Below are 22,390 nucleotides of genomic sequence, written 5' to 3' on the forward strand. Positions count from 1 at the left end.
TCGGTGAGGAGTGCCGGGGCCCCGCCGCCGACCCCTGTACGGCGGCGGGGCCCCGGGCACCCGGCTGTTGCTCCCGGCTACGGGAGGGACTTGTCGTACACCTCGTCCTGCTCGGAGTCGTAGACCTGCTTGCCCTGGGCGTCGTAGCCCTTGACCCGCGGGGCCTTGGTGACCGACCGGTCCAGCATCCCGGTGGCGGCGAACCAGCCGTGGTCCAGGGCGGCTTCGACCGTGGCACCGCCGTAGCTGACGGTGATCCGGGTGACGCCGGGGTCGAAGGTGCCGATGCTGCCCCAGCGGTAGGGCAGCTTCCAGGAACCCTCGGAGCGCAGCTTCTGGCGGTGGAGGCTGCCGCCGTTGTCGTCGGGGCGGACGGATCCGCGCCCCGGGTCCGCGGCGCCGCCCGTGGACCGGTTGAACCCACTGACCCTGCCCTCCTTGACCGCGCAGATCAGCCGGGTCGCCGGTGGGGAGTCCTTGACGGCGACGATGTACCGGCCGTCACCGGGGGAGTTGTCGTTGCCGGTGCTGTTCTGTCCGAGCAGGATCCGGTAGTCGGAGGCCTTGCCCAGGTCCGTCCGCCCGTACCCCGACGGATCGGGGTCCTGCCGGTTGTCGGCGAGGCACCGTTCGAGTCCGGCGGCCGCCTCCTGGAGGGTGATCCCGTCCACGAGCTGCCCGGGGGTCGCCGGCCCGGCCGGTCCCGGTGGGGCTTGGGGGGTGGGCGGCGCCGCGCTCGGCTTCGGGCCGCCGCCCGCCGCCGGACCGCCACCCGCCGCCGGACCGCCTCCGGCGCCGCTCCCGGTGACGGCCAGGGCCGTGACCGGGACGACGGCCAGCGCCACCAGGGCCGCCCCCGCCACCGCCAGCCTGCGGCCGCGCTGCTCGGCGCGGCCTCGCCGGACGATCTCCGGATACGGCACGGCGGCGGGCCGCAACGCCTCGGCGCCCCGGGCCATCCATCCCCGCAGGTCCCGCTCGAACTCCTCGTCCCGACCGCCGTCGTCCCGCACGTTCACAGGACCGCCCCTTCGCTCCTCGTCGCGATCCGGTCCAGTCCGGGCCAGGCGCGCAGTTTCGCCAGCGCCTTGGAGGCCTGGCTCTTGACGGTGCCCTGAGAGCACCCGAGGACATCGGCGGTCTCGGCTTCGGAGAGGTCCTCCCAGTACCGCATCACCACCACCGCCCGCTGGCGGGCGGGAAGTTGGGCCAGTGCCTCCATCAACGCGCCGCGCTCGTCGGCCCATTGCGCCGCCCGGTCGCCCACCGACGTGTCCGGCACGCTGTCGGTCAACCGCTCGGCGACCCGCCGCTTGCGGAACCGGTCGCTGTTGCACGTGACCAGCATCCGGCGGACGTACGCCTCCGGGCTGTCCATGCGCGCCACGCGCCGCCACGACCGGTAGGCCTTCGCCAGCGCGGCCTGGGTCACGTCCTCGGCGTCGTGCGGATCACCCGTCAACAGGTAGGCCGTGCGCACCAGATGGTTCCAGCGCGCGGCGACGAACGACTGGAACTGGGCTTCTTCCTCGGCCTGCATCGGCACCTCCTCGCCCCCTTGACCACCGCCCGTCCCGATTCGGTTGCCCGGAGGGGCGTACGAATTTTCGCGGGTGCGGGTGCGGGTGCGGGTGCGATGCGGGTGGCGCCGTCGGCCGGGCCGGGCTCAGTCCTCCTCGGGCTGCGCGAGGAGCTGCTCCTCGCTGAGGCCGCGCCGCCAGTAGCCGCAGAACGTGACGGCCCGGCGGTCGAGCCCCCGTTCCCCGACGAGGTGGCGGCGCAGTGCGCGGACGGCGGTGGATTCGCCGGCGATCCACGCGTACGGGCGTCCCGGGTAAGGGGGTTCGTACGCGCGGACCTCCTCCAGGACCCGGTCCGGGTCGCGGACGACCCAGGTGACCTCGGCGTCCGCCGCCGTCGGCAGCGCGATGCGGTCCTCGGCCGTCGGGGCCTCGATCCAGGCCCTGGCCTTCGTACCCTCCGGCAGCCGCTCAAGGATCGCCGCCAGCGCGGGCAGGGCCGTTCCGTCCGCGAAGAGGAGTACGCCGCGCGCATCCGGCGGGAGGTGGAACATGACGCCCGCGTTGTCCGCGACCGCCGGGCCCTGCACGATGATCCGGTCCCCGGGCGCGGCGCCGAGGGCCCAGCGGGTGGCCGGGCCGACGGTGCCCTCGTGGAGGGCGAAGTCGATGTCGATCTCGTTCGGGGCGCGGCGCTGCTCGCGGACCGTGTAGGAGCGCCGGACCGCACGCTCGGCCTCGGGCAGGGCCCGCCACGCGGCGAACCAGTTCTCGCCCTCCTCCACCGGGACCACGGGCACGCGTTGGTGGGGGTGCGGCAGGAAGAGGGAGAGGCTCTGGTCGTAGCCGCCCGACTCGAACCCCTTCAGGCTGTCGCCGCCGAAGGTGATCCGGAGCATGGACGGGCTGATCCGGTGCGTGCGCAGGACCCGCAGGTCGAAGAACGGGAAGGGGGCGATGGCCATGGCGGCTGCCTCTCGGTCCGGGCGGTCCAGGGGTGCGCCGACCTCCCCGCATCCTGCCCGAAACCCTTGCCCGCGCGAACCAGGCGCCCCGCACGCGATCGCGGGGCCGTGCCCGCGGCGCCGTAGCGGTCTCGATGGAGCACGGCCCGTGCTGCGCGGCGTCGGTGCGGGCGTCGTCAGCCGGCGTTCGGGGCGGTGGCCACCGCCTGTGCCACCGTGTGCGCCATCGGCGTCGTCGGGCGGCCGATCAGGCGGGACAAGTCGCCGGAGGTGCCGGCCAGGCGGCCGCGTTCGATTGCGAGGTCCACGTCGACCAGGATCGCGGCGAACGGCGCCGGGACTCCCGCGCCGGTGAGCACCGCGTGGTGGGCCTCGGGGGTCACGGCGTTGTACGTGATCTCCCGGCCCGTGGCCCGCGCCACCGCCGCCGCGTACTCCGCGAAGGACCACGCCACGTCGCCGCTCAGCTCGTACGCCCGGTCGAGGTGGCCCTCCCCGGTCACCACGGCCGCGGCGGCCGCCGCGTAGTCGGCCCGCGCCGCCGAGGCCACCCGGCCCTCGCCCGCGTTGGAGAGGACGGCCCCGTGCGCGAGCACCGGGGCCAGGTTGCCGGTGTGGTTCTCGGTGTACCAGCCGTTGCGCAGGAAGGTGTACGGCAGTCCGGAGGCGAGGATCAGTTCTTCGGTCGTCCGGTGTTCGGCGGCCAGGTCGAAGTCCGCGTCGGGGCCGCCCAGGATGCCGGTGTAGGCGAACTGCGCCACCCCGGCCGCCTTCGCCGCGTCGATCGCGGCGGAGTGCTGGGGCACCCGCCGGCCGACCTCGTTCCCGGAGATCATCAGGACGCGGTCGCCGGAACGGAACGCCCCGGCGAGGGTCTCGGGCGCGCTGTAGTCGGCGATGCGCAGTTCGACGCCCAGCGCGGCGAGCGGGGCGGCCTTCTCCTTGTCGCGCACGACCGCGGCGATCTCCCCGGCGGGGACGCCCCGGGCGAGCAGCTCGTCTATGACGAGACGGCCGAGGGCTCCGGTGGCTCCGGTGACGACGATGCTCATGGCGGTTCACTCCTGGATCTGGACCTTGCTCCCCGTTTCCGGGCTGTGCACTCACCGTACGGCGGGCACTAACCAAATGATAGTACCCACTTTGAAGTAAGGTACTGGCATGGGAGTAAGTGAAGAGATGCGCGAGAAGCTGGTCCGGGCCGAGGCCATGTGTCCGCACCGGCTCGTCCTGGAGCACGTCACCAGCCGCTGGGGCGTCCTCGTCCTGGACGCGCTGCTCGACCGCTCGTACCGGTTCAGCGAACTGCGCCGGGGGATCGGAACGCTCGCCAAGGTCAGCGAGAAGATGCTGACGCAGACCCTCCAGACGCTGGAGCGCGACGGCTTCGTGCACCGCGACGCCAAGCCCGTCATCCCGCCCCGCGTCGACTACTCGCTCACCCCGATGGGCCGCGAGGCGGCCGAGCGGGTCCGCGCCCTCGCCCACTGGACCGGTGTGCGCATGGCGGACGTGCAGCGGGCGCGCGAGGCCTACGACGAGTCGAAGCGCGAGGCCGCGGAGGCCCTGGAGCAGGGCTGAACCGGCCGTCCCTCAGGCGCCGATGCGCACCAGCGCCAGCGTGATGTTGTCGGGGCCGCCGGCCTCGATGGCGGCCCTCCACAGCTCGAAGGCGGCCTTGCCGTCGTCGTGCGTCCGCAACACCTCGTCGATGGTCTCGCCGGGCACCGGGTCGGTCAGTCCGTCGGTGCACACCAGGTAGCGGTCGCCCGTGGCCAGCGGGAACGTGGCCACGTGCGGGGTGAGGACGTGCTCGGCGCGGCTCCCGCCGAGGGTCTGCGTGACGGCCGACGTCGTGCGGTGCCCGGGCAGCGGCGGCGGGCTGTCGTCCACGCTGACCTGGTGCAATCCGTCCGCGGCGACGTGGAACACCTTGCTGTCGCCGACGTTGAACGACAAGAGCGACTCCGGCATGACCAGCGTCCCGGCGACCGTGGTCCCCATCGAGGTCAGCTCCGGACGGCCCGCGGCGGCGGAGTGCACCGCGCGGTTGCAGAGGTTGAGCGCGTCCTCGACCGCCTCCGCGCCGTCCAGCGTGGGGCCGAGCAGGGCGAGTTCCCGGACGACCAGCTCGCTGGCGACCTCGCCGGCCGGCTGCCCGCCGAGCCCGTCGGCGACGGCGACCACGAGCGGCCGGCCGAGGGGGAAGAGGAGCGTCTGCGGGCTCCGGGTCGTGGTCCCGCACAGCGTCCACGGCCCGATGACCAGGCTGTCCTCGTTGTGCTCGCGGACCAGCCCGACATGACTCAGAGCGGTCACGGCTATGTACTCCACCACGAGGTCCCGCCTCTCCGCGAGGGCAGACGCGTTGCTGTCCCGCCCCCATTGTCCCGCCGCCGGGCGAGCGGCGCGTTCCGTGGCTCGCAGGTCAGTACTGCGTGCCCGTAGCTCAGTACTGCGTGCCCGTAGCCGTGAACGGGCCGCTCGCGGGGGCCACGCACTTGTCCGTGACGGGCTCCTCGCCGCCGCCCACCGCACCCCGCACGCAGAGACGCCCGCCGTTCTCGCGGAGGTCGAGCGAGAAGTGCGTGGTCGCACCGGACTGCTCGAGGTCGTGGATGCGCTCGTCGGGGTAGCCGGCGGCGTTCAGGGCCGCCCTGACCTTGGCCGGGGTGGGCTCGGCGATCTTCTCGACGGCCAGGTACACCTGCTGCTCGTGGCTGACGCCCGCGCACCAGTCGCGGGTGTCCAGCTCCACCATGGGGCCCGCCGTGGGCGCGATCGGCGTGACCCCCGGGTTCTGCGCCTCCGCGCCGGGCGGGGCCGGCTGCGGGCTCGGCGGTCCTCCCTGGAGGGTGCCCGGAGCCGGGCACGACTGCGCGATGTGCGCCTGTATCTCCGCGAGGGCCGGAGAGGACAGGCGCCCCATGGGCTGCGCGGCGGCGGCCGGCTTGGCCGAGGCGGCGGGCGCGGCAGGGGCGGCGGCCTCACCGCTCCCGGTGGCCTTGGCGGTGCCGCACGCGCCGAGCGCCAGCACGGCGAGGGCCGTCAGGGCGACGGGGAGCAGCGGGCGGCGCGAGGAGCGGGCGAAGGTGCTGGTGGAGCCATGGGTTCGGGTCATGCGGACAGTCTCTGATCATGCCGAACCCGGCGCGTGAGTACGCGTACTCACCCTGGCCGGGGGTACTTGCTCAAGTGCCTGCTCAGGCTCTTGAGCACGTACCCGCTCAAGCCGGGTCCGCCTCCCCGGCCGCCCCCGCCCCGCCGCGCAGCTCCCGCGCGTACGCCAGGAACGCCGTCAGGCCCACCTCGAAGGCGGCCTCCGCGCGCCCCGGGCCCTGGGCGGCCAGGGCCCGGGCGAGCAGCGGGGTGCCCGGGGTCGGCTCCCACATGGCGTCCGGGGCGGCGAGGTCCAGGGCCGAGCCCAGGACCAGGTTCTCCAGGCCCGTGAGCAGGGGCATCACCTGCTCCGCGGTGAACCCGGCCCGGAGGAGCAGGGCGACCGCGCGTTCGTACTGCGCGAGCACCGCGGGCGCCCGTACCGGGGTGGTCATCAGCAGCGGGATGGCCCGGGGGTAGGCGGCGAAGGCGGCCCGGTACGAGCGGGCCCAGGTCTCCAGGGAGCGGTCCCAGGGCTCCGGTGAGGACAGCGGCCCGCCGTCGATCCCGGCGCACACCCGCTCCCGGATCAGCTCGATCACCCCGGCCCGGCCGTCCACATGGTGATACAGCGACCCGGTCTGCACCCCGAGCGCCCGGGCGATCTGGGGGACGCTGAACTCGCCCTGCTCGGACAGTAGTTGCAGGGCGGTAGCGCCGATCCGCTCCCGGTCGAGCAGTGGGGTGCGCGGCCGCGCCATCGTATTTCTCCCGCCGTCAGGTCTTCCCGTACGTCAAAACCGGAGGCTACATTGCCGCAAACCAAAAGCCTTTAGGTTTTCGGCTCCCCGCCGCCCGCCGCCCGCCGCCCGCCGCCGTTCGCAGAAGGGTGCTCCCGCATGCCCGAAACGCCCGAGCCGCCAAGAACGAGTACCGATCTGCGCCGCGGCGCCCTCGGTACGGCCGACATCTCCTTCTTCGTCGTCTCGGCCGCCGCCCCGCTCACCGTCATGGCCGGCGTCGCCCCCGTTGCGATCCTCCTCGGCGGCGTCGGCGCCCCCGCCGGCTACCTCCTCGCCGGGCTCACCCTCGCGGTCTTCGCCATCGGGTTCACCACCATGAGCCGCCACGTCCGCAGCGGCGGCGCCTTCTACGCCTACATAGCCCGCGGCCTCGGCAAGCGCGTCGGCATCGGCGCCGCCCTGCTCGCCCTCATCGGCTACAACGGCATGGAGATCGGCGTCTACGGGCTTCTCGGCACCACCACCGCCGACACCGGGCGGGCCCTGGCCGGCGTCGACGTCCCCTGGCTGCCCGTCTCCCTCGCCGGCCTCCTCCTCGTCTGGTACGGCGGCTTCCGCTCCATCGACTTCGGCGCCAAGCTGCTCGGCGTCCTGCTCGTCGCCGAGACCGGCATCCTCGTCCTGCTCGCGGGCGGCGTCCTGCTGGAGGGCGGCGCCCACGGCCTCTCGCTGGGCTCCTTCACCCCCGGCGCGGTGCTCGTCCCCGGCACCGCGGCCGTCCTGGCCTTCGCCTTCGCCGCGTTCACCGGCTTCGAGTCCACCGTCATCTACCGCCGCGAGGCCCGAGATCCGGACCGGACCATCCCGCGCGCCACCTACATCGCCGTCGCCTTCCTCGGCCTCTTCTATGCCTTCATCGTCTGGACCGTCATCCAGGCCTTCGGCTCCGCGGAAGTCCTCGCCGCGGCCGCCGAGGACCCCGCCGGGCTCTTCTTCACCGCCATCACCGCCTACGTGGGCCCCTGGGCCGCCGATCTGATGCACGTCTTCATCGTCACCAGCGTCATCGCCTCCCTCCTCGCCTTCCACAACGCCATCAACCGGTACGCGCTCGCCCTCGCCGAGGAGGGAATCCTGCCCGCCGCCCTCGGCCGGATCCACCCTCGCCACGGCTCCCCGTACCTCGCCGGCGCGGCGCAGACCGGCCTCGGAGCCGTGGTCGTCCTCGGCTTCGCCCTCGCCGGAGCCGACCCGTACCAGCAGCTGCTGCTCTGGGTGAACACCCCCGGCATGATCGGCCTCATGGCCCTGATGCTGCTCGCCGCCATCGCCGTACCCGTCTACTTCCGCCGCGTCCGGCACGACGAGGGCCCCTGGCGGACCCTGATCGCGCCCGTCGCCGCCGCGGTGCTGCTGGCCGTCGCGATCTGTCTGGTCGTCTCCAAGGTGGCCCTCTTCACCATGGCCTCCACCACCGTCAACACCCTCCTCGTGGCCCTCGTGCCCGCCGTCTTCCTCGCCGGACTCGCCCTCGCCCAGCGCCTGAAGACCCGACGGCCCGAGGTCTACGCCCGCTTCGCGCAGGAGCCGGCCGGGGCAGCGGCAGCCGCGGCATCCGCCGTACCGGCGGCGCCCGGGGACTCCGCGGCGCCCGTAGCGTCCGGATAGCCCGCAGCACCGTACTGCCGGACCAGCACCTGCCCGACGGGCCCGACGGGCCGGACCTGTCCGACCTGTCCGACGGGCCCAACCGGCCCGGCCAGCCCGACCTGCCCGACCAGCCCGAACCCCCGCAAGGAGCAGAGCCGTGCCCGCTGCCGACACCGTCCTCACCGGAGCCCGCGTCCGCACCCTCGACCCCGCCCGCCCCGAGGCCGGCGCGGTGGCCGTCCTGGGCGGCGAGATCGTCGCCGTCGGCGACGAGGCCGACGTCCGCGACTGGCGCGGCCCCGGCACCGAGACCGTCGACCTCGGCGGCGCCACCCTCACCCCCGGCCTCACCGATGCCCACAGCCACCCCGTCTGGGGCATCGAGATGGCACAAGGTACGGACCTCTCCGCCGTCACCGACCTCGACGGGCTCCGCACCGCCCTGCGCACCGCCGACCGCGGCCCCGGCGGCTGGGTCACCGGCTTCGGCCTCGACCACAACGCCTTCGGCGGCCGCCCGGTCGACAAGGCGCTGATCGAGGAGGTCCTCGCCGGAGCCCCCGCCTTCCTGCGCCTCTACGACGGCCACTCCGCCCTCGCCTCCGGCGCGGCCCTGGCCGCCGCCGGGATCACCGGCCCGCGCGCCTTCGCCCAGCGCTCCGAGATCGTCTGCGACTCCGCCGGGCGGCCCACCGGCCACCTCGTCGAACACGCCGCGATGGACCTGGTCGGCTCGCTCGCGCCGAAGCCCACGTACACCGAGCGCCGCGAACGCCTCACCGCGCTGCTCTGCGACATGGCGGCCACCGGCCTGACCGGCGCCCATGTCATGGACCTCGGCGACGGGGACGTGCCCGCCCTGCTCGCGACCGCCGAGTACGAGGGCGACCTGCCGCTGCGGCTGAACCTCTCGCCCTGGTGCATGCCCGGCGTCACCGGCGAGGACCTGGACGAGCTGATCGGGCTCCAGCGGCTCGCGGGCCGGCACTGGAAGGTCGGCGGGGTGAAGTTCTTCATGGACGGCACCGTCGAGGGAGGCACCGCCTGGCTGGAGCACGCCGACTGCCACGGCCGGGGCACCGACGCCTTCTGGCCCGACCCGCGGGCCTACGCCGAGGCGGTACGGGTCCTCGACGCGGCCGGGGTGCGCACCGCGACCCACGCCATCGGGGACGCGGCGGTCCGGCACGTGCTGGACACCGTGGAGTCACTCGGCCCGCGGGGCCGGATGCGGCACCGGATCGAGCACATCGAGACGGTCCCGGACGGCCAGCTGAAGCGGTTCGCGGAGCTCGGGGTGATCGCCTCGATGCAGCCGCCGCACACCGCGTACACCCGGGCCGACCACAGCGACGAGTGGTCCAAGCGGCTGGGGGAGGAGCGGGCCGGCCGCGCCTGGCGCTGCCGGGACCTGCGCGAGGCCGGTGCGGTGCTCGCGCTCGGCTCGGACTGGCCCATCGCCCACTACGACGCCCGCCAGGTGCTGGCCACCGCCCGCGACCCGCGCGGCGCGGCCTCGGCCGGTACGGGGGCCTGGACCGGGGCGGCCCTGAGCGGGCTGATGGCCCTGGAGGGCATGACCTCGCACGCCGCGCTGGCGGCGGGGGAGGGAGCGGTGGCGGGGCGGATCGCGGCCGGCTTCCGGGCGGACCTGACCGCCTTCGGCCTGGATCCGGTGGCGGCTCCGGCGGACGAACTGGCCGGGGCGCCGGTCCGGCTCACCATGTCGGGAGGCCGGATCACCCACCGGGAGGCGTGAGCAGTGCGGCGCGGGGGCCGGGGCCGGGCCGGGGCCGGGGGCCTCAGCGCCGGAAGCGGACCAGCGCGGGGTGGTTGAGCACGGCCGCCGCAACCGGGTGGCGGCCGGTCTCCTCGGGCCGGCGCGGCAGCCGGTGCGGGAGGGACCCGTACCAGGCGCGGGAGACGGCGTAGCCGAAGGCCAGGCAGAGCAGGCCGCCGACGGCGTCGAGCCAGAAGTGGTTGGCGGTGGCCACGATCACGACCAGGGTCGCCGTCGGGTAGAGCAGGCCCAGGATCCGGGCCCAGGGGGCGGAGGCGACCGCGAAGATCGTCAGCCCGCACCAGAGCGACCACCCTATGTGCATGGACGGCATGGCGGCGTACTGGTTCGACATGTGCTTGAGGTTGCCCGAGGCCATGGAGCCCCAGGTGTGGTGGACCAGCACGGTGTCGATGAAGTTCTGCCCGTTCATCAGCCGGGGCGGCGCGAGCGGATAGAAGTAGTAGCCCACCAGGGCGACGCCCGTGGTGGCGAAGAGGACGAGCCGCGTGGCCGCGTAACGCCCGGGATGAAAGCGGTAGATCCAGACCAGCACGCCGATGGTCATGACGAAGTGGAGCGTGGCGTAGTAGTAGTTCATGCTCACCACGAGCCAGGTCACCGAATTGACGGCGTGGTTGACCTTCTCCTCGACGGCGATGCCGAGCGCCTGCTCCGCCTTCCAGATCCAGTCGGCGTTCGCGAGCGCGGCCGCCTTCTGCTCGGGCACGGCGTTGCGGATCAGCGAGTACGTCCAGTAGCTGACCGCGATCAGCAGGATCTCGAACCAGATCCGGGGGCGCCGGGGGACGCGCAGCCTGGAGAGCACGGCGCGCTCGGACGACTCCGGGCGGTCCTGGTTCTCGGTCACGGGGGATGACGAGACGTCCGTCCGGGTATCCAGTGTCTTCACGCTCGCTTCACCCATAGGAAAAGAGTCTGCCAGATGAGGACTCGCCTCCGATCATCCCCTGGGACGGTCTTGGCCGCAGCCCCTCCGCCTCCGGGACGAGGGGAGGCCTTGTGTCCCTAGGGGAAACGACAGGGCCGCGCCTCAGGCGCGCGCGCCCCCGCGGCCCTGCTGCGGTCCGGACGCGGTCGAGCCGCGGACCACCAGCTCGGGCAGGAACACGAACTCGCTGTGCGGGGCCGGCGTGCCGCCGATCTCCTCCAGCAGGGTCCGCACCGCGGCCTGGCCCATGGCCTGCACGGGCTGGCGGATGGTGGTCAGCGGCGGGTCCGTGAACGCTATGAGCGGGGAGTCGTCGAAGCCGACCACCGACACGTCCTGCGGGACCCTGAGGCCCTGCTGGCGGGCCGCCCGGATCGCACCGAGCGCCATCATGTCGCTCGCGCACACCACCGCCGTGCAGCCGCGCGCGATCAGCGCCGCCGCGGCGGCCTGGCCGCCCTCCAGCGTGTAGAGGGAGTGCTGGATCAGCTCCTCGACCTCTTCCTCGCCGAGTCCGAGCCGCTCCTTCATGCCGAGGCGGAAGCCCTCGATCTTGCGGAGCACCGGCACGAACCGCTTGGGCCCGACGGCCAGCCCGATCCGGGTGTGCCCGAGCGCGGTCAAGTGGGTCACCGCGAGCTGCATCGCGGCCCGGTCGTCGGGGGAGACGAAGGGGGCCTGCACCTTGTCGGAGAAGCCGTTGATCAGGACGTACGGGACGCCCTGGCCGCGGAGCTGGTCGTAGCGGCCCATGTCGGCCGTGGTGTCCGCGTGCAGCCCGGAGACGAAGATGATCCCGGACACCCCGCGCTCGACGAGCATCTCCACGAGCTCGTCCTCGGTGGACCCGCCGGGCGTCTGCGTGGCCAGCACCGGGGTGTACCCCTGCCGGGTCAGCGCCTGGCCGATGACCTGGGCGAGTGCCGGGAAGATGGGGTTGTCCAGCTCGGGGGTTATCAGGCCGACGAGTCCCGCGCTGCGCTGGCGCAGCCGTACGGGGCGTTCGTAGCCGAGCACGTCGAGGGCGGCCAGCACGGATTCACGGGTGCCTGCGGCCACACCGGGCTTGCCGTTGAGCACGCGGCTGACTGTGGCTTCGCTGACCCCCGCCTGGGCTGCGATGTCGGCTAGCCGTGCGGTCACGGGATTGGACTGTACCGGTCGGACGTTCACCATGACCACCACGTGCACGAATCCGGGGGGAGCCGGACGGTGCGGCCGTCCGTCTCCACCGGAGCGCTGGACAGGACGGGGCGTCCGGGCGAGGGCAGTTCGAGCGGGACCGGGCGGGTGTTGAGCGTGCACGCGAAGCCGGGGCGGGTGAAGAGCAGTACCCCCTCGGGCGCGGGCAGCCACTGCATCCCGGGCTCGTCCCCGGTGACGCCCGCCTCCGCGGCCCCGAGCCCCGGCATCGCCCGGCGCAGTTCCAGGGCGGCGCGGTAGAGCTCCAGGGTGGAGTGGGGGTCGCCGGTCTGCGCGGCGACGCTGAGCCCGCCCCAGCCCGCCGGCTGCGGGAGCCAGCTCCCGGCCGGCCCGAAGTCGTACGGGGGCTCCTCGCCGGACCAGGGGATCGGCACCCGGCAGCCGTCGCGCAGCCCGTCCTGCCCGGTGCCGCGGGCGAAGGCCGGGTCCCGGCGGGCGGAGTCCGGGAGGTCGGTCACCTCGGGCAGGCCCAGCTCCTCGCCCTGGTAGACGTACGCCGATCCGGGCAGGGCCAGCATCAGCAGCGCGGCCGCCCGCGCCCGGGCCAGGCTGCCGTACCGGGTGCGGTGGCGCACGACGTCGTGGTTGGACAGCACCCAGGTGGTCGGGGCGCCGACGGAGGCGGTGGCGGCCAGGGACTCGTCGATGACGGTGCGCAGCGCGCTGGTGTCCCACGGGCATTCCAGGAAGCGGAAGTTGAAGGCCTGGTGCAGCTCGTCGGGGCGGACGTACAGCGCGAGCCGCTCGGAGGTGGGCGCCCAGGCCTCGGCGACGCCGATGCGCGGCACCTCGTAGGAGTCGAGCAGCCGCCGCCAGGAGCGGTGGATCGCGTGGACGCCGTCCTGGTCGAAGAAGGGGAGCGGCTCGGTGCCGATCAGGGTGGCCTGCGCTCCGCGGCCGATGTCCGGCATGCCCGGGGCCTTGACCATGCCGTGGGCCACGTCCACCCGGAACCCGTCGACGCCGAGGTCGAGCCAGAACCGCAGGACGGCGGAGAACTCCTCGGCGACCTCCGGGTTCTCCCAGTTCAGGTCGGGCTGCTCGGGGGCGAAGAGGTGCAGGTACCAGGCGCCGTCCGGGGTCCGGGTCCAGGCGGGCCCGCCGAAGACCGACTCCCAGTCGTTGGGCGGGAACTCCCCGGCGGGCCCCCGGCCGGGGCGGAAGTGGTAGCGCTCGCGCGCTCCGGGCTCCCCGGCCAGCGCCGCACGGAACCAGACGTGCTGCTCGGAGGTGTGGTTCGGGACCACGTCCACGATCACCCGCAGCCCCAGGGCGTGCGCGGCGCGGATGAGGTCGTCGGCGTTGGAGAGGTCCCCGAAGAGCGGATCGACGGCCCGGTAGTCGGCGACGTCGTAGCCGCCGTCCGCCTGCGGGGAGACGTAGAAGGGGGTCAGCCACACCGCGTCGACCCCGAGCCGGGCCAGGTGGGGCAGGTGCTCGCGGACCCCGCGCAGGTCCCCGATCCCGTCGCCGTCGCTGTCCGCGAAGGAGCGTACGTACACCTGGTAGATGACGGCATCGCGCCACCAGCCGCCGCTCGCGGTGGCGTTGCTGGAAGCGCTTGCAAGCCGGGCGGCGGTCAACTCGTGGGTCATATCGGGTCAACGCGCGTACGCGCCCCCTGGTTGCGGGCCCGGACAGTCGAAGAGGGTTCGAACTAACAGCAAGCTGCGGCAACCGTCCGGACACACGGATGTAACGATCGCCCCTTCTTGCAGAAAGTTCCCGCAAGGTCTTTCGGTCGGCTTTCAGGCTTGTTACGTTCTCGGCAACTCGGGACCGCGAGGCGCGGCCGGGATCATCGAAGGAGTTCATATGCGGCGTGGCATAGCGGCCACCGCGCTGGTCGCGGCTCTGGCGCTCGCGGCGACGGCTTGCGGCGGTGACACCAAGGACGGCGGCAGCAGCGGCGCCAAGGCCGACGGGGAGCTCTCCGGCACGGTCACGTGGTGGGACACCTCGAACGACGCCGAGAAGGCGTCCTTCCAGAAGCTCGCCGAGGCGTTCACCGCCAAGCACCCCAAGGTGACCGTCAAGTACGTCAACGTCCCCTACGGCGACGCGCAGAACAAGGTCAAGAACGCCTTCAGCAGCGGCTCCGAGGCTCCCGACGTGATCCGCGCCGACGTGGGCTGGGTCGCCGACTTCGCCTCCCTCGGCTACCTCGCCGAGGTCCCGGCCGACACGGCCAAGAAGGTCGACGCCGAGTTCCTGCCCCAGGCCGCCGCCAGCGGCAAGTACGAGGGCAAGACCTATGCCGTCCCGCAGGTCATCGACACCATGGGCCTCTTCTACAACAAGAAGATGCTCGCCGACGCCGGCGTCCAGCCCCCCAAGACGCTGGAAGAGGTGAAGACCGCCGCCGCGGCCATCAAGGCCAAGACCGGCAAGGCCGGCCTCTACCTGCGCGGCGACGACTCGTACTGGTTCCTCCCCCTCATCTACGGAGAGGGCGGCGACCTCGTCGACGCGAAGAACAAGACGGTCACCGTCGACAACGCGGCGGGCGTCAAGGCCTTCAAGGCCGCCCGCGACCTGGTCACCTCGGGTGCGGCGATCACCAACGCCACCGACGGCTGGACCAACATGCAGACCGCCTTCAAGACGGGCGAGGCCGCGATGATGATCAACGGCCCCTGGGCCGTGGCCGACAGCTACGCGGGCGACCAGTTCAAGGACAAGGCCAACCTCGGCATCGCCGCGGTCCCGGCCGGCTCCGTCAAGGCGGGCGCCCCGCAGGGCGGCCACGACCTCGCCGTGTACGCGGGCTCCAAGAACATCGCCGCCGCGAACGCCTTCGTCGACTACATGACCTCGCAGGAGGTGCAGGTCCAGTCCGCCAAGGAGCTGAGCCTGCTCCCGACCCGGACGGCCGCCTACGAGCAGCCCGACGTCAAGTCCAGCGAGATGGTGCAGTTCTTCAAGCCGGCCGTGGACAAGGCCGTCGAGCGCGCCTGGATCCCGGAGAACGGATCCCTCTTCGAGCCGCTCAAGGTCGAATACACCAAGGCGATCACCGGGGCCTCGAGCCCGGAGGACGCGGCCAAGGCGGCCGGCGCCGAATTCCGCAAGATCCTCAAGGGCTGGAAGTAACGAAAAGATGGCTGCTCACACCAGCCAGTCGGTGGCGAAGGCCGCGGGCAGCGAGACCGGTCCTGACGCCGGTCCCGCCGCCCGCGGCCGGAGCCGCAGGACTGACGGCAACGCCGGCGGGAAGAACCGCCCCGGGCTGAAGCGGGCCCTGGCCACCCACTGGTACGCCTGGGCCATGATCACCCCCGTGGTGCTCGTGCTCGGCGTGATCATCGGCTGGCCGCTCGTCCGCGGGATCTACCTGTCGCTGACCGACGCCACCGAGCGCAACGTCGGCCGCACCATCGGCGCCAACCACATCGAGGCCACGTACCAGTTCATCGGCCTCGACAACTACGCCGAGGTCCTCGCCGACCCGGTGTTCCTGCAGCGGCTGGTGTGGACGGTGACCTGGACCGTCGCCTGCGTATCGGTCACCTTCGCGCTGGGCCTCGGCCTCGCCACCGTGCTCAACCGCGAGTTCAAGGGACGCGCCGCCTACCGGATGGCGCTCATCCTGCCCTGGGCCGTCCCCGGATTCGTCTCCGTCTTCGCCTGGCGGTTCCTCTTCAACCGCGACAACGGCATCCTCAACAAGATCCTCGAAGGCGGCGGCATCTCCGCCGTCCCGTGGCTCGACGACCCGACCTGGGCCAAGATCGCGGTCATCGCCGTCAACGTCTGGCTCGGCGTCCCCTTCATGATGGTCGCCCTGCTCGGCGGCATGCAGTCGATCCCCGGCGAGCTCTACGAGGCGGCCGAGATGGACGGGGCCAGTCCCTGGCAGCGGTTCCGCCACATCACCCTGCCGGGACTGCGCACGGTCAGCATGACCGTGATCCTGCTCTCCACCATCTGGACCTTCAACATGTTCCCGGTGATCTTCCTGCTCACCCGGGGCGGCCCCGGCGACTCCACGGAGATCCTGGTGACCCAGGCCTTCCGCGAGGCGTTCGTGACCAGCCCGCGCGACTTCGCCGTGTCGGCGACCTGGGGCGTACTGATCCTCCTGCTGCTCATGATCTTCGCGCTGGTCTACCGGCGCTCGCTGCGCAAGCAGGGAGAGGTGTGGTGACCATGACGACGACCGACTCCGTTCGTTCCGCCAGTTCCGCGAAGACCGGCTCCGCCCGCCCCCGGGGCAAGCGCTCCGCGCTCGCCTCCGCCGGCCTGCACGGCACCCTGGCCGTCGCCGCCGTGATCGCCGTCTTCCCGGTGCTGTGGATCCTGCTGACCTCCCTCAAGCCCGCGAAGCACGCCATCTCCACGGACTTCGTCAAGGAACCGACCCTCGACAACTACCGCTACCTGGTGGAGTCGACCTCCTTCCTCGCCTGGTTCGGCAACTCCGTCCTGGTCGCGGGCATCACCACCGTCCTCGGGGTGTTCATCGCCGCCACCACCGGATACGCCGTCAGCCGCTTCAAGTTCCCCGGAATGAAGCCGCTGATGTGGACCCTGCTCATCACGCAGATGTTCCCGATGGCCATCCTCATCGTGCCGCTCTACAACCTCATGGGAGACCTGGGGCTGCTCAACCAGCCGCTCGGCCTGGTGATCACGTACCTCACGATCGCCGTGCCGTTCTGCGCCTGGATGATGAAGGGCTTCTTCGACACCATCCCGGTCGAGATCGACGAATCCGGCCGCGTCGACGGGCTCAACCCCTTCGGCACCTTCTGGCGCCTGATCCTGCCGCTCGCCAAGCCCGGCCTCGCCGTCACCGGCTTCTACGCCTTCATCACCGCCTGGGGCGAGGTCGCCTACGCCTCCGCCTTCATGGTCGGCGACGAGCACCTCACGCTGGCCGGCGGCCTGCAGACCTTCGTCACCCAGTACACCTCCAACTGGGGTGCGATGAGCGCCGCTTCCATCCTCATCGCGATCCCCGCGGCGTTCTTCTTCCTCTTCGCCCAGCGTCACCTCGTCGCCGGGATGACGGCGGGCGCGACCAAGGGCTGACCACCCCGCGCCCCGCCCTCGTACCACCCGGCCCGACCTCTTCAAGGACGACATGACCCAGCACCTCGCCGCCGAACCCTCGCTGGACGGCCTCCCCACCTCCACCGGCACCCAGCCCGGCTGGTGGAGAGAAGCGGTGATCTACCAGGTCTATCCGCGCAGTTTCGCCGACTCCAACGGGGACGGCATGGGGGACCTCGAAGGCATCCGCAGCCGACTGCCCTACCTCAAGGACCTCGGCGTCGACGCCGTGTGGCTCAGCCCCTTCTACGCCTCCCCGCAGGCCGACGCGGGCTACGACGTCGCCGACTACCGGGCCATCGACCCGATGTTCGGCAGCCTCCACGACGCCGACGCCGTGATCCGCGAAGCCCACGCGCTGGACCTGCGGATCATCGTGGACCTGGTCCCCAACCACTGCTCCGACCAGCACGAATGGTTCAAGCAGGCACTGCGCGAAGGGCCCGGTACGCCGCTGCGCGAACGGTTCCACTTCCGCGCGGGGCGGGGCGCCGACGGCACGGAGCCCCCCAACGACTGGGAGTCCATCTTCGGCGGACCGGCCTGGACCCGGGTCGCCGACGGGGAGTGGTACCTGCACCTCTTCGCGCCCGAGCAGCCCGACTTCAACTGGGAACACCCGGCCGTCCAGGACGAGTTCCGCTCGATCCTGCGGTTCTGGCTCGACCTCGGCGCCGACGGCTTCCGCATCGACGTGGCCCACGGCCTGGTCAAGGCCCCCGGCCTGCCCGACCTCGGCCGCGGCGAACAGCTCAAGCTGCTCGGCAACCAGGTGCTGCCCTTCTTCGACCAAGACGGCGTCCACGAGATCTACCGCTCCTGGCGCCGGGTCCTCGACGAGTACGCCGGTGACCGCATCGGCGTCGCCGAGGCCTGGACCCCCAGCGCCGACCGGACCGCCATGTACCTGCGGCCCGACGAACTGCACCAGGCCTTCAACTTCCACTACCTGAACACCGGTTGGGACGCGGCCGCGCTGCGGGCCACCATCGACGAGTCGCTGGACGCGATGCGCCCGGTGGGCGCCCCGACGACGTGGGTGCTGTCGAACCACGACGTCGTACGCCACGTCACGCGGTACGGCGGAGGTGCCGAGGGCCTGGCCCGGGCGCGGGCGGCCGCGCTGCTGATGCTGGCGCTGCCCGGTTCGGCGTACGTCTACCAGGGCGAGGAGCTGGGACTGCCGGAGGTCGTCGACCTCCCGGACGCCGTCCGCCAGGACCCGGCCTTCGCCCGCGGCGCCGGGCAGGACGGGCTGCGCGACGGCTGCCGCGTCCCGATCCCGTGGTCCGGCACCGAGGCCCCGTACGGCTTCGGCGACGGCGGCAGCTGGCTGCCGCAGCCAGCCGACTGGGCCGGCCTGAGCGTGGCCGCGCAGACCGGCGACCCGGCCTCCACCCTGGAGCTCTACCGCTCCGCGCTGCGCCTGCGCCGCGCGGACCCGGAGCTGGGCGCGGGCGACCGGGTGGAGTGGCTGGAGGCCCCGGCGGGCGTCCTGGCCTTCCGCCGGGGGGACTTCACCTGCACGGTCAACACCACGGGCGAACCCGTACGGATGCCCGCGCGGGGCACCGTACTACTGGCGAGCGGGCCCCTGCCCGACCCGTCGGAGCTGCCGGCCGACACGGCGGTGTGGTGGCGGGGATGACCTCCCCGCTGCGGCTGACGGACATCGCCGCGCAGGCCGCGGTCAGCGAGGCGACCGTCAGCCGCGTGCTCAACGGCAAGGCGGGCGTGGCGTCCGGCACCCGGCACAAGGTGCTGGCCGCCATGGACCTGCTCGGCTACGAACGCCCGGTCCGGCTGCGCCGGCGCAGCAACGGCCTGGTGGGTCTCCTCACCCCCGAGCTGACCAACCCCATCTTCCCGGCGTTCGCCCAGGTCATCGAGCAGACCCTCGCGGGCCACGGCTACACCCCGGTGCTGTGCACGCAGACCCCGGGCGGGGCCACCGAGGACGAGCTGGTGGAGCAGCTGGAGGAGCGCGGAGTCACCGGCATCGTGTTCCTGTCCGGCCTGCACGCGGACTCCTCGGCCGACCCGTCCCGCTACCAGCGGCTCGCGGCCCGCGGGGTCCCGTTCGTCCTGATCAACGGCTTCAACGAACAGGTACAGGCCCCCTTCATCTCCCCGGACGACCGCGCGGCGGCGGAGATGGCGGTCCGCCACCTGGAGGACCTGGGCCACCGCAGGATCGGCCTGGCCATCGGGCCGACGCGCTACGTCCCGTCGGCCCGCAAGGAGGCGGGCTTCGTCGCCGCCCTCCCGTCGGCGGCGGCCGACGGCCTGATCCAGCGCACCCTCTTCACGGTCGAGGGCGGCCACGCGGCGGGCGGAGCCCTCCTGGACCGGGGCTGCACGGGCATCGTCTGCGGCAGCGACCCGATGGCGCTGGGCGTCATACGGGCCGCCCGCGAACGGGGCCTGCGCGTACCGGAGGACATCTCGGTGGTCGGCTTCGACGACTCCCCGCTGATCGCCTTCACGGACCCACCCCTGACGACGGTCCGCCAGCCGGTCCGCGCCATGGCCACGGCAGCGGTCGGCGCCCTCCTGGAGGCGGTGGCCGGCACCCCGGTCCAGCGCACGGAGTACGTCTTCCAGCCGGAGCTGGTGGTCCGGGGGTCCACGGGGCAGGGGCCGGGCTAGGTGTATTGCCCCGGGAGGTTGTGGACGGGTGATGGAGGTCTCGGCCGAGGCGTCTTGAACGGGTGAGGGCCTTCCGGGTTCGGTGTGGATTGCGACGTCTACACCGACCAGAAAGGCCCTCATGCCCCACCGTAATGCACCCCTGACCGAGACCGGACGGCTGCGGCTGGCCCGCTGCGTGGTCGAGGACGGCTGGACCTACCGGCGGGCCGCCGAGCGCTTCCAGGTCTCGCCGACGACCGCCCAGCGGTGGGCCGACCGCTACCGCGCTCACGGCGAAGCCGGCATGGACGACCGGTCCTCGCGCCCGCACCACAGCCCACGCCGGACCCCGACCCGCACCGAACGCCGGATCATCAAGGTCCGCCTCGCCCGCCGGTGGGGACCGGCCCGCATCGCCCACCTGCTGGGCCTGGTGCCCTCCACCGTGCACCGCGTCCTGACCCGCTTCCGGCTGGCCCGCCTGGACCATCTGGACCGGGCCACCGGCCGTGTCATCCGCCGCTACGAACGCGAACGCCCCGGCGAGCTCGTCCACGTGGACATCAAGAAGCTGGGCAACATCCCCGACGGCGGCGGCCACAAGACCCTCGGCCGCCAGGCCGGCCGCAAAAACCGGCCCCGCCTGGGCTACCAGTACATCCACACCGCCGTCGACGACCACTCCCGCCTCGCCTACAGCGAGATCCTGGTCGACGAGAAGAAGGAAACCGCCACCGCGTTCTGGCAGCGGGCCCAGGCGTTCTTCACCGCGTGCGGGATCACGGTCGAACGCGTCCTGACCGACAACGGCTCCTGCTACAAGTCCCACGCCTGGCGCGACACCCTGGCAGCGGCCGGGATCACCCACAAGCGAACCCGGCCCTACCGGCCTCAAACCAACGGCAAGGTCGAACGCCTCAACCGCACCCTGCTGGAGGAGTGGGCCTACGCACGCCCCTACCGCTCAGAGCAGGAACGACGCGACGCCTTCCCCCAGTGGCTCCACACCTACAATCACCACCGCGGACACACCGCGCTCGCAGGCAAACCACCCGCCAGCCGCGTCCCCAACCTCACAGGGCAATACAGCTAGGTAGTCAAACCGTTCGGAATTATTGAAAGGAAAGATCGAAAACCGTCGATGGACGTGAGTGATCGCGGGCTGTGAGAGTTGTCGGTGTCACCTCAACTCCCTTGCCGACACCGCTGAAAGGCGTCCCTCACTCATGCGTCCTTCCCCCGCCGAGCAGTCCGCCCCCGCCGAGTCCGCCCCCGCCGAGTCCGCCTACGCCGCTCCGTACGTCTCCGGCGACCCGTACGCCGACTACCGCGGCACCGACGCCGCCTTCACCCGGCTCACCGACCTCGCCGACCGCCGGCTCGGCGCGGGCGTCGTCGCGGCCAACGACGAGTTCTTCGCCGACCGGGAGAACCTCCTCTCCCGCACCCCCGCCGTCTTCGACGTCCACGACTACGGGAACAAGGGCAAGGTCATGGACGGCTGGGAGACCCGCCGCCGGCGCGGGGCCGACGCCGTCCACCCCTTCCCCACGGACGCCGACCACGACTGGGCCCTGGTCCGCCTCGGCGTCCCCGGCGTCATCCGCGGCATCGTCGTGGACACCGCGCACTTCCGGGGGAACTTCCCCCAGCAGGTCAGCATCGAGGCCGCCGCCTTCGACGGCACCCCCTCCGCCGCCGAACTGCTGGCGGACGACGGCGCGTGGGAGGTCATCCTGCCCCGCACCCCCGTCCGCGGCCACGCCGCCAACGCGTTCCCCGTCGACTCGGGCCGCCGCTGGACGCACCTGCGGATCAACCAGCACCCCGACGGCGGCATCGCCCGCCTCCGCGTCCACGGCGAGGTCGTCCCCGACCCGGCGTGGCTGGACCTGCTCGGGGCCTTCGACGTGGCCTGCGTCGCCAACGGAGGCAGCGTGACGGACGCGTCGGACGGCTTCTACTCCTCGCCGGGCAACACGATCATGCCGGGACTCTCGCAGAAGCAGGACGACGGCTGGGAGACCCGGCGCCGCCGCGACAAGGGCAACGACTGGATCGAGTACCGGCTCGCCGCGCAGAGTGAGATCCGTGCGGTGGAAGTCGACACGGCGTACCTGAAGGGCAACGCCGCCGGCTGGGTGTCCCTGTCGGTCAAGGACGGCGAGGCCGCCGACTGGACCGAGGTGCTGCCCCGGACGCCCCTCCAGCCCGACGCCCTGCACCGCCTCCCCCTGGCGGTCCCCGCCACGGCCACGCACGCCCGCCTGGACGTCTACCCCGACGGAGGCCTGGCCCGCCTGCGCCTCCACGGCAACCTCACCCGGCCCGGCGCGACCGCCCTGACCGACCGAGTGACCCGCGCGACGCGCGCGACGCGCCGGGACTAACCGGCCTGCTGCGGGTCGTTCCTTGGCTGCGGATGGTCCGGTGGGAGCCCGGCAGTCCAGTGTCCTTTCGGTGCGGGCCGGTCCCTCAAGGGCGCTCCCTGCGGTCGCGTCGCTCCGCGATGGCCTTCGGCCACCCTGGACAGACCGACCCACCCCGAAACGCCACAAGACTCCCGGGATCCCCCCGGGGAACGGCCGGGAGGGAGGAGAGGGAGGAGCGGCCCGGTCACAGATGCGCAGCCCCCTCCCGCCGGCGGACATCAGCACACCGCCCCGGCAGGACAGCAAGCTCAATCACCACAGACGCGCGGGGCGATCAGAGCATCCAGGGACGGGCGGCTGGACACCCTTCCCGCGACGTCGACCGCCACCGCGAGCGTGAGGAGGACGGGAAGCACCTCA

The 22,390-nt window shown here is 72.5% G+C and carries 20 protein-coding genes; 10 read left to right on the forward strand and 10 right to left on the reverse strand.

Annotated features, from left to right (window positions below; genetic code table 11):
* Positions 1-77: 77 nt before the first annotated feature.
* From ACIQV3_RS03380 to ACIQV3_RS03395, 4 genes are all read right to left on the reverse strand, one after another.
* Positions 78-1,019, reverse strand: coding sequence for a hypothetical protein (locus tag ACIQV3_RS03380; protein WP_403709298.1), 942 nt, complete (start codon positions 1,017-1,019; stop codon positions 78-80).
* Positions 1,016-1,540, reverse strand: coding sequence for a SigE family RNA polymerase sigma factor (locus ACIQV3_RS03385; RefSeq protein ID WP_403709300.1), 525 nt, complete (start codon positions 1,538-1,540; stop codon positions 1,016-1,018). The genes ACIQV3_RS03380 and ACIQV3_RS03385 overlap by 4 nt, the downstream gene beginning before the upstream one ends.
* A gap of 126 nt (positions 1,541-1,666) precedes the next feature.
* Positions 1,667-2,485 (reverse strand): siderophore-interacting protein, encoded by an 819-nt coding sequence (locus tag ACIQV3_RS03390; RefSeq protein WP_403709302.1) that lies wholly within the window; start codon positions 2,483-2,485, stop codon positions 1,667-1,669.
* A gap of 176 nt (positions 2,486-2,661) precedes the next feature.
* Positions 2,662-3,537: an NAD(P)H-binding protein gene (locus ACIQV3_RS03395; RefSeq protein ID WP_403709304.1), complete on the reverse strand. Its 876-nt coding sequence runs from the start codon at positions 3,535-3,537 to the stop codon at positions 2,662-2,664.
* Positions 3,538-3,646: 109 nt separating this feature from the next.
* On the opposite strand from ACIQV3_RS03395, the gene ACIQV3_RS03400 reads away from it, so the two are divergent.
* Positions 3,647-4,066, forward strand: coding sequence for a winged helix-turn-helix transcriptional regulator (locus tag ACIQV3_RS03400; protein ID WP_403709306.1), 420 nt, complete (start codon positions 3,647-3,649; stop codon positions 4,064-4,066).
* 12 nt (positions 4,067-4,078) lie between these two features.
* Here ACIQV3_RS03400 and ACIQV3_RS03405 read toward each other — a convergent pair whose 3' ends face one another.
* The 3 genes from ACIQV3_RS03405 to ACIQV3_RS03415 all read right to left on the reverse strand — a co-directional run bounded on the left by ACIQV3_RS03405 (position 4,079) and on the right by ACIQV3_RS03415 (position 6,345).
* Positions 4,079-4,819 (reverse strand): PP2C family protein-serine/threonine phosphatase, encoded by a 741-nt coding sequence (locus ACIQV3_RS03405; RefSeq protein ID WP_403710122.1) that lies wholly within the window; start codon positions 4,817-4,819, stop codon positions 4,079-4,081.
* Positions 4,820-4,934: 115 nt separating this feature from the next.
* The gene (locus ACIQV3_RS03410) at positions 4,935-5,606 is read right to left on the reverse strand and encodes a hypothetical protein (protein WP_403709308.1); all 672 of its coding nucleotides are present in this window, start codon (positions 5,604-5,606) and stop codon (positions 4,935-4,937) included.
* Between the two features lie 106 nt (positions 5,607-5,712).
* Positions 5,713-6,345, reverse strand: coding sequence for a TetR/AcrR family transcriptional regulator C-terminal domain-containing protein (locus ACIQV3_RS03415; RefSeq protein ID WP_403709310.1), 633 nt, complete (start codon positions 6,343-6,345; stop codon positions 5,713-5,715).
* A gap of 138 nt (positions 6,346-6,483) precedes the next feature.
* Here ACIQV3_RS03415 and ACIQV3_RS03420 point away from each other — a divergent pair, with 138 nt between their 5' ends.
* Both ACIQV3_RS03420 and ACIQV3_RS03425 read left to right on the forward strand, forming a co-directional pair.
* Positions 6,484-7,995: an APC family permease gene (locus ACIQV3_RS03420; protein WP_403709312.1), complete on the forward strand. Its 1,512-nt coding sequence runs from the start codon at positions 6,484-6,486 to the stop codon at positions 7,993-7,995.
* A 139-nt stretch (positions 7,996-8,134) separates the two neighbouring features.
* A complete protein-coding gene (locus tag ACIQV3_RS03425; protein WP_403709314.1) occupies positions 8,135-9,736 on the forward strand; it encodes an amidohydrolase in 1,602 nt (533 codons plus the stop codon).
* A 43-nt stretch (positions 9,737-9,779) separates the two neighbouring features.
* Here the strand turns inward: ACIQV3_RS03425 and ACIQV3_RS03430 are convergent, their stop codons facing one another.
* The 3 genes from ACIQV3_RS03430 to ACIQV3_RS03440 all read right to left on the reverse strand — a co-directional run bounded on the left by ACIQV3_RS03430 (position 9,780) and on the right by ACIQV3_RS03440 (position 13,507).
* On the reverse strand, positions 9,780-10,685 hold the full coding sequence (locus ACIQV3_RS03430) for a phosphatase PAP2 family protein (RefSeq protein WP_403709316.1): 906 nt from the start codon (positions 10,683-10,685) through the stop codon (positions 9,780-9,782).
* A 126-nt stretch (positions 10,686-10,811) separates the two neighbouring features.
* Entirely contained in the window at positions 10,812-11,852 is a 1,041-nt protein-coding gene (locus tag ACIQV3_RS03435) for a LacI family DNA-binding transcriptional regulator (RefSeq protein ID WP_403709318.1), read from the reverse strand.
* A gap of 26 nt (positions 11,853-11,878) precedes the next feature.
* Positions 11,879-13,507 (reverse strand): glycoside hydrolase family 13 protein, encoded by a 1,629-nt coding sequence (locus ACIQV3_RS03440; RefSeq protein ID WP_403709320.1) that lies wholly within the window; start codon positions 13,505-13,507, stop codon positions 11,879-11,881.
* A 220-nt stretch (positions 13,508-13,727) separates the two neighbouring features.
* Here ACIQV3_RS03440 and ACIQV3_RS03445 point away from each other — a divergent pair, with 220 nt between their 5' ends.
* The 7 genes from ACIQV3_RS03445 to alc all read left to right on the forward strand — a co-directional run bounded on the left by ACIQV3_RS03445 (position 13,728) and on the right by alc (position 21,988).
* On the forward strand, positions 13,728-15,005 hold the full coding sequence (locus tag ACIQV3_RS03445) for an extracellular solute-binding protein (protein WP_403709322.1): 1,278 nt from the start codon (positions 13,728-13,730) through the stop codon (positions 15,003-15,005).
* A gap of 7 nt (positions 15,006-15,012) precedes the next feature.
* A complete protein-coding gene (locus ACIQV3_RS03450; protein WP_403709324.1) occupies positions 15,013-16,059 on the forward strand; it encodes a carbohydrate ABC transporter permease in 1,047 nt (348 codons plus the stop codon).
* 2 nt (positions 16,060-16,061) lie between these two features.
* Positions 16,062-16,946 carry a sugar ABC transporter permease gene (locus tag ACIQV3_RS03455; RefSeq protein ID WP_403709326.1) on the forward strand — a complete coding sequence of 295 codons (885 nt, stop codon included), beginning with the start codon at positions 16,062-16,064 and terminating at the stop codon, positions 16,944-16,946.
* Between the two features lie 52 nt (positions 16,947-16,998).
* Positions 16,999-18,615, forward strand: coding sequence for a glycoside hydrolase family 13 protein (locus ACIQV3_RS03460; protein WP_403709328.1), 1,617 nt, complete (start codon positions 16,999-17,001; stop codon positions 18,613-18,615).
* The gene (locus ACIQV3_RS03465) at positions 18,612-19,616 is read left to right on the forward strand and encodes a LacI family DNA-binding transcriptional regulator (RefSeq protein WP_403709330.1); all 1,005 of its coding nucleotides are present in this window, start codon (positions 18,612-18,614) and stop codon (positions 19,614-19,616) included. Before ACIQV3_RS03460 ends, ACIQV3_RS03465 begins: the two co-directional genes overlap by 4 nt.
* Before the next feature lie 121 nt (positions 19,617-19,737).
* Positions 19,738-20,691: an IS481 family transposase gene (locus tag ACIQV3_RS03470; RefSeq protein ID WP_403709332.1), complete on the forward strand. Its 954-nt coding sequence runs from the start codon at positions 19,738-19,740 to the stop codon at positions 20,689-20,691.
* Between the two features lie 133 nt (positions 20,692-20,824).
* On the forward strand, positions 20,825-21,988 hold the full coding sequence (gene alc / locus ACIQV3_RS03475; protein WP_403709334.1) for an allantoicase: 1,164 nt from the start codon (positions 20,825-20,827) through the stop codon (positions 21,986-21,988).
* Positions 21,989-22,390: the final 402 nt, after the last annotated feature.

Origin of the sequence: Streptomyces sp. NPDC099050 (assembly GCF_044759865.1) — a bacterium.
Lineage (GTDB): Bacteria > Actinomycetota > Actinomycetes > Streptomycetales > Streptomycetaceae > Streptomyces.

What these genes read in the sequence shown, in the direction of transcription:
- ACIQV3_RS03385 (WP_403709300.1), bottom strand. Translation starts at nt 1,540, where the DNA reads ATGCAGGCCGAGGAAGAAGCCCAGTTCCAGTCGTTCGTCGCCGCGCGC.
- ACIQV3_RS03390 (WP_403709302.1), bottom strand. Translation starts at nt 2,485, where the DNA reads ATGGCCATCGCCCCCTTCCCGTTCTTCGACCTGCGGGTCCTGCGCACG.
- ACIQV3_RS03395 (WP_403709304.1), bottom strand. Translation starts at nt 3,537, where the DNA reads ATGAGCATCGTCGTCACCGGAGCCACCGGAGCCCTCGGCCGTCTCGTC.
- ACIQV3_RS03400 (WP_403709306.1), top strand. Translation starts at nt 3,647, where the DNA reads ATGGGAGTAAGTGAAGAGATGCGCGAGAAGCTGGTCCGGGCCGAGGCC.
- ACIQV3_RS03410 (WP_403709308.1), bottom strand. Translation starts at nt 5,606, where the DNA reads ATGACCCGAACCCATGGCTCCACCAGCACCTTCGCCCGCTCCTCGCGC.
- ACIQV3_RS03415 (WP_403709310.1), bottom strand. Translation starts at nt 6,345, where the DNA reads ATGGCGCGGCCGCGCACCCCACTGCTCGACCGGGAGCGGATCGGCGCT.
- ACIQV3_RS03420 (WP_403709312.1), top strand. Translation starts at nt 6,484, where the DNA reads ATGCCCGAAACGCCCGAGCCGCCAAGAACGAGTACCGATCTGCGCCGC.
- ACIQV3_RS03430 (WP_403709316.1), bottom strand. Translation starts at nt 10,685, where the DNA reads ATGGGTGAAGCGAGCGTGAAGACACTGGATACCCGGACGGACGTCTCG.
- ACIQV3_RS03440 (WP_403709320.1), bottom strand. Translation starts at nt 13,507, where the DNA reads ATGACCCACGAGTTGACCGCCGCCCGGCTTGCAAGCGCTTCCAGCAAC.
- ACIQV3_RS03445 (WP_403709322.1), top strand. Translation starts at nt 13,728, where the DNA reads ATGCGGCGTGGCATAGCGGCCACCGCGCTGGTCGCGGCTCTGGCGCTC.
- ACIQV3_RS03450 (WP_403709324.1), top strand. Translation starts at nt 15,013, where the DNA reads ATGGCTGCTCACACCAGCCAGTCGGTGGCGAAGGCCGCGGGCAGCGAG.
- ACIQV3_RS03455 (WP_403709326.1), top strand. Translation starts at nt 16,062, where the DNA reads ATGACGACGACCGACTCCGTTCGTTCCGCCAGTTCCGCGAAGACCGGC.
- ACIQV3_RS03460 (WP_403709328.1), top strand. Translation starts at nt 16,999, where the DNA reads ATGACCCAGCACCTCGCCGCCGAACCCTCGCTGGACGGCCTCCCCACC.
- ACIQV3_RS03465 (WP_403709330.1), top strand. Translation starts at nt 18,612, where the DNA reads ATGACCTCCCCGCTGCGGCTGACGGACATCGCCGCGCAGGCCGCGGTC.
- ACIQV3_RS03470 (WP_403709332.1), top strand. Translation starts at nt 19,738, where the DNA reads ATGCCCCACCGTAATGCACCCCTGACCGAGACCGGACGGCTGCGGCTG.
- alc (WP_403709334.1), top strand. Translation starts at nt 20,825, where the DNA reads ATGCGTCCTTCCCCCGCCGAGCAGTCCGCCCCCGCCGAGTCCGCCCCC.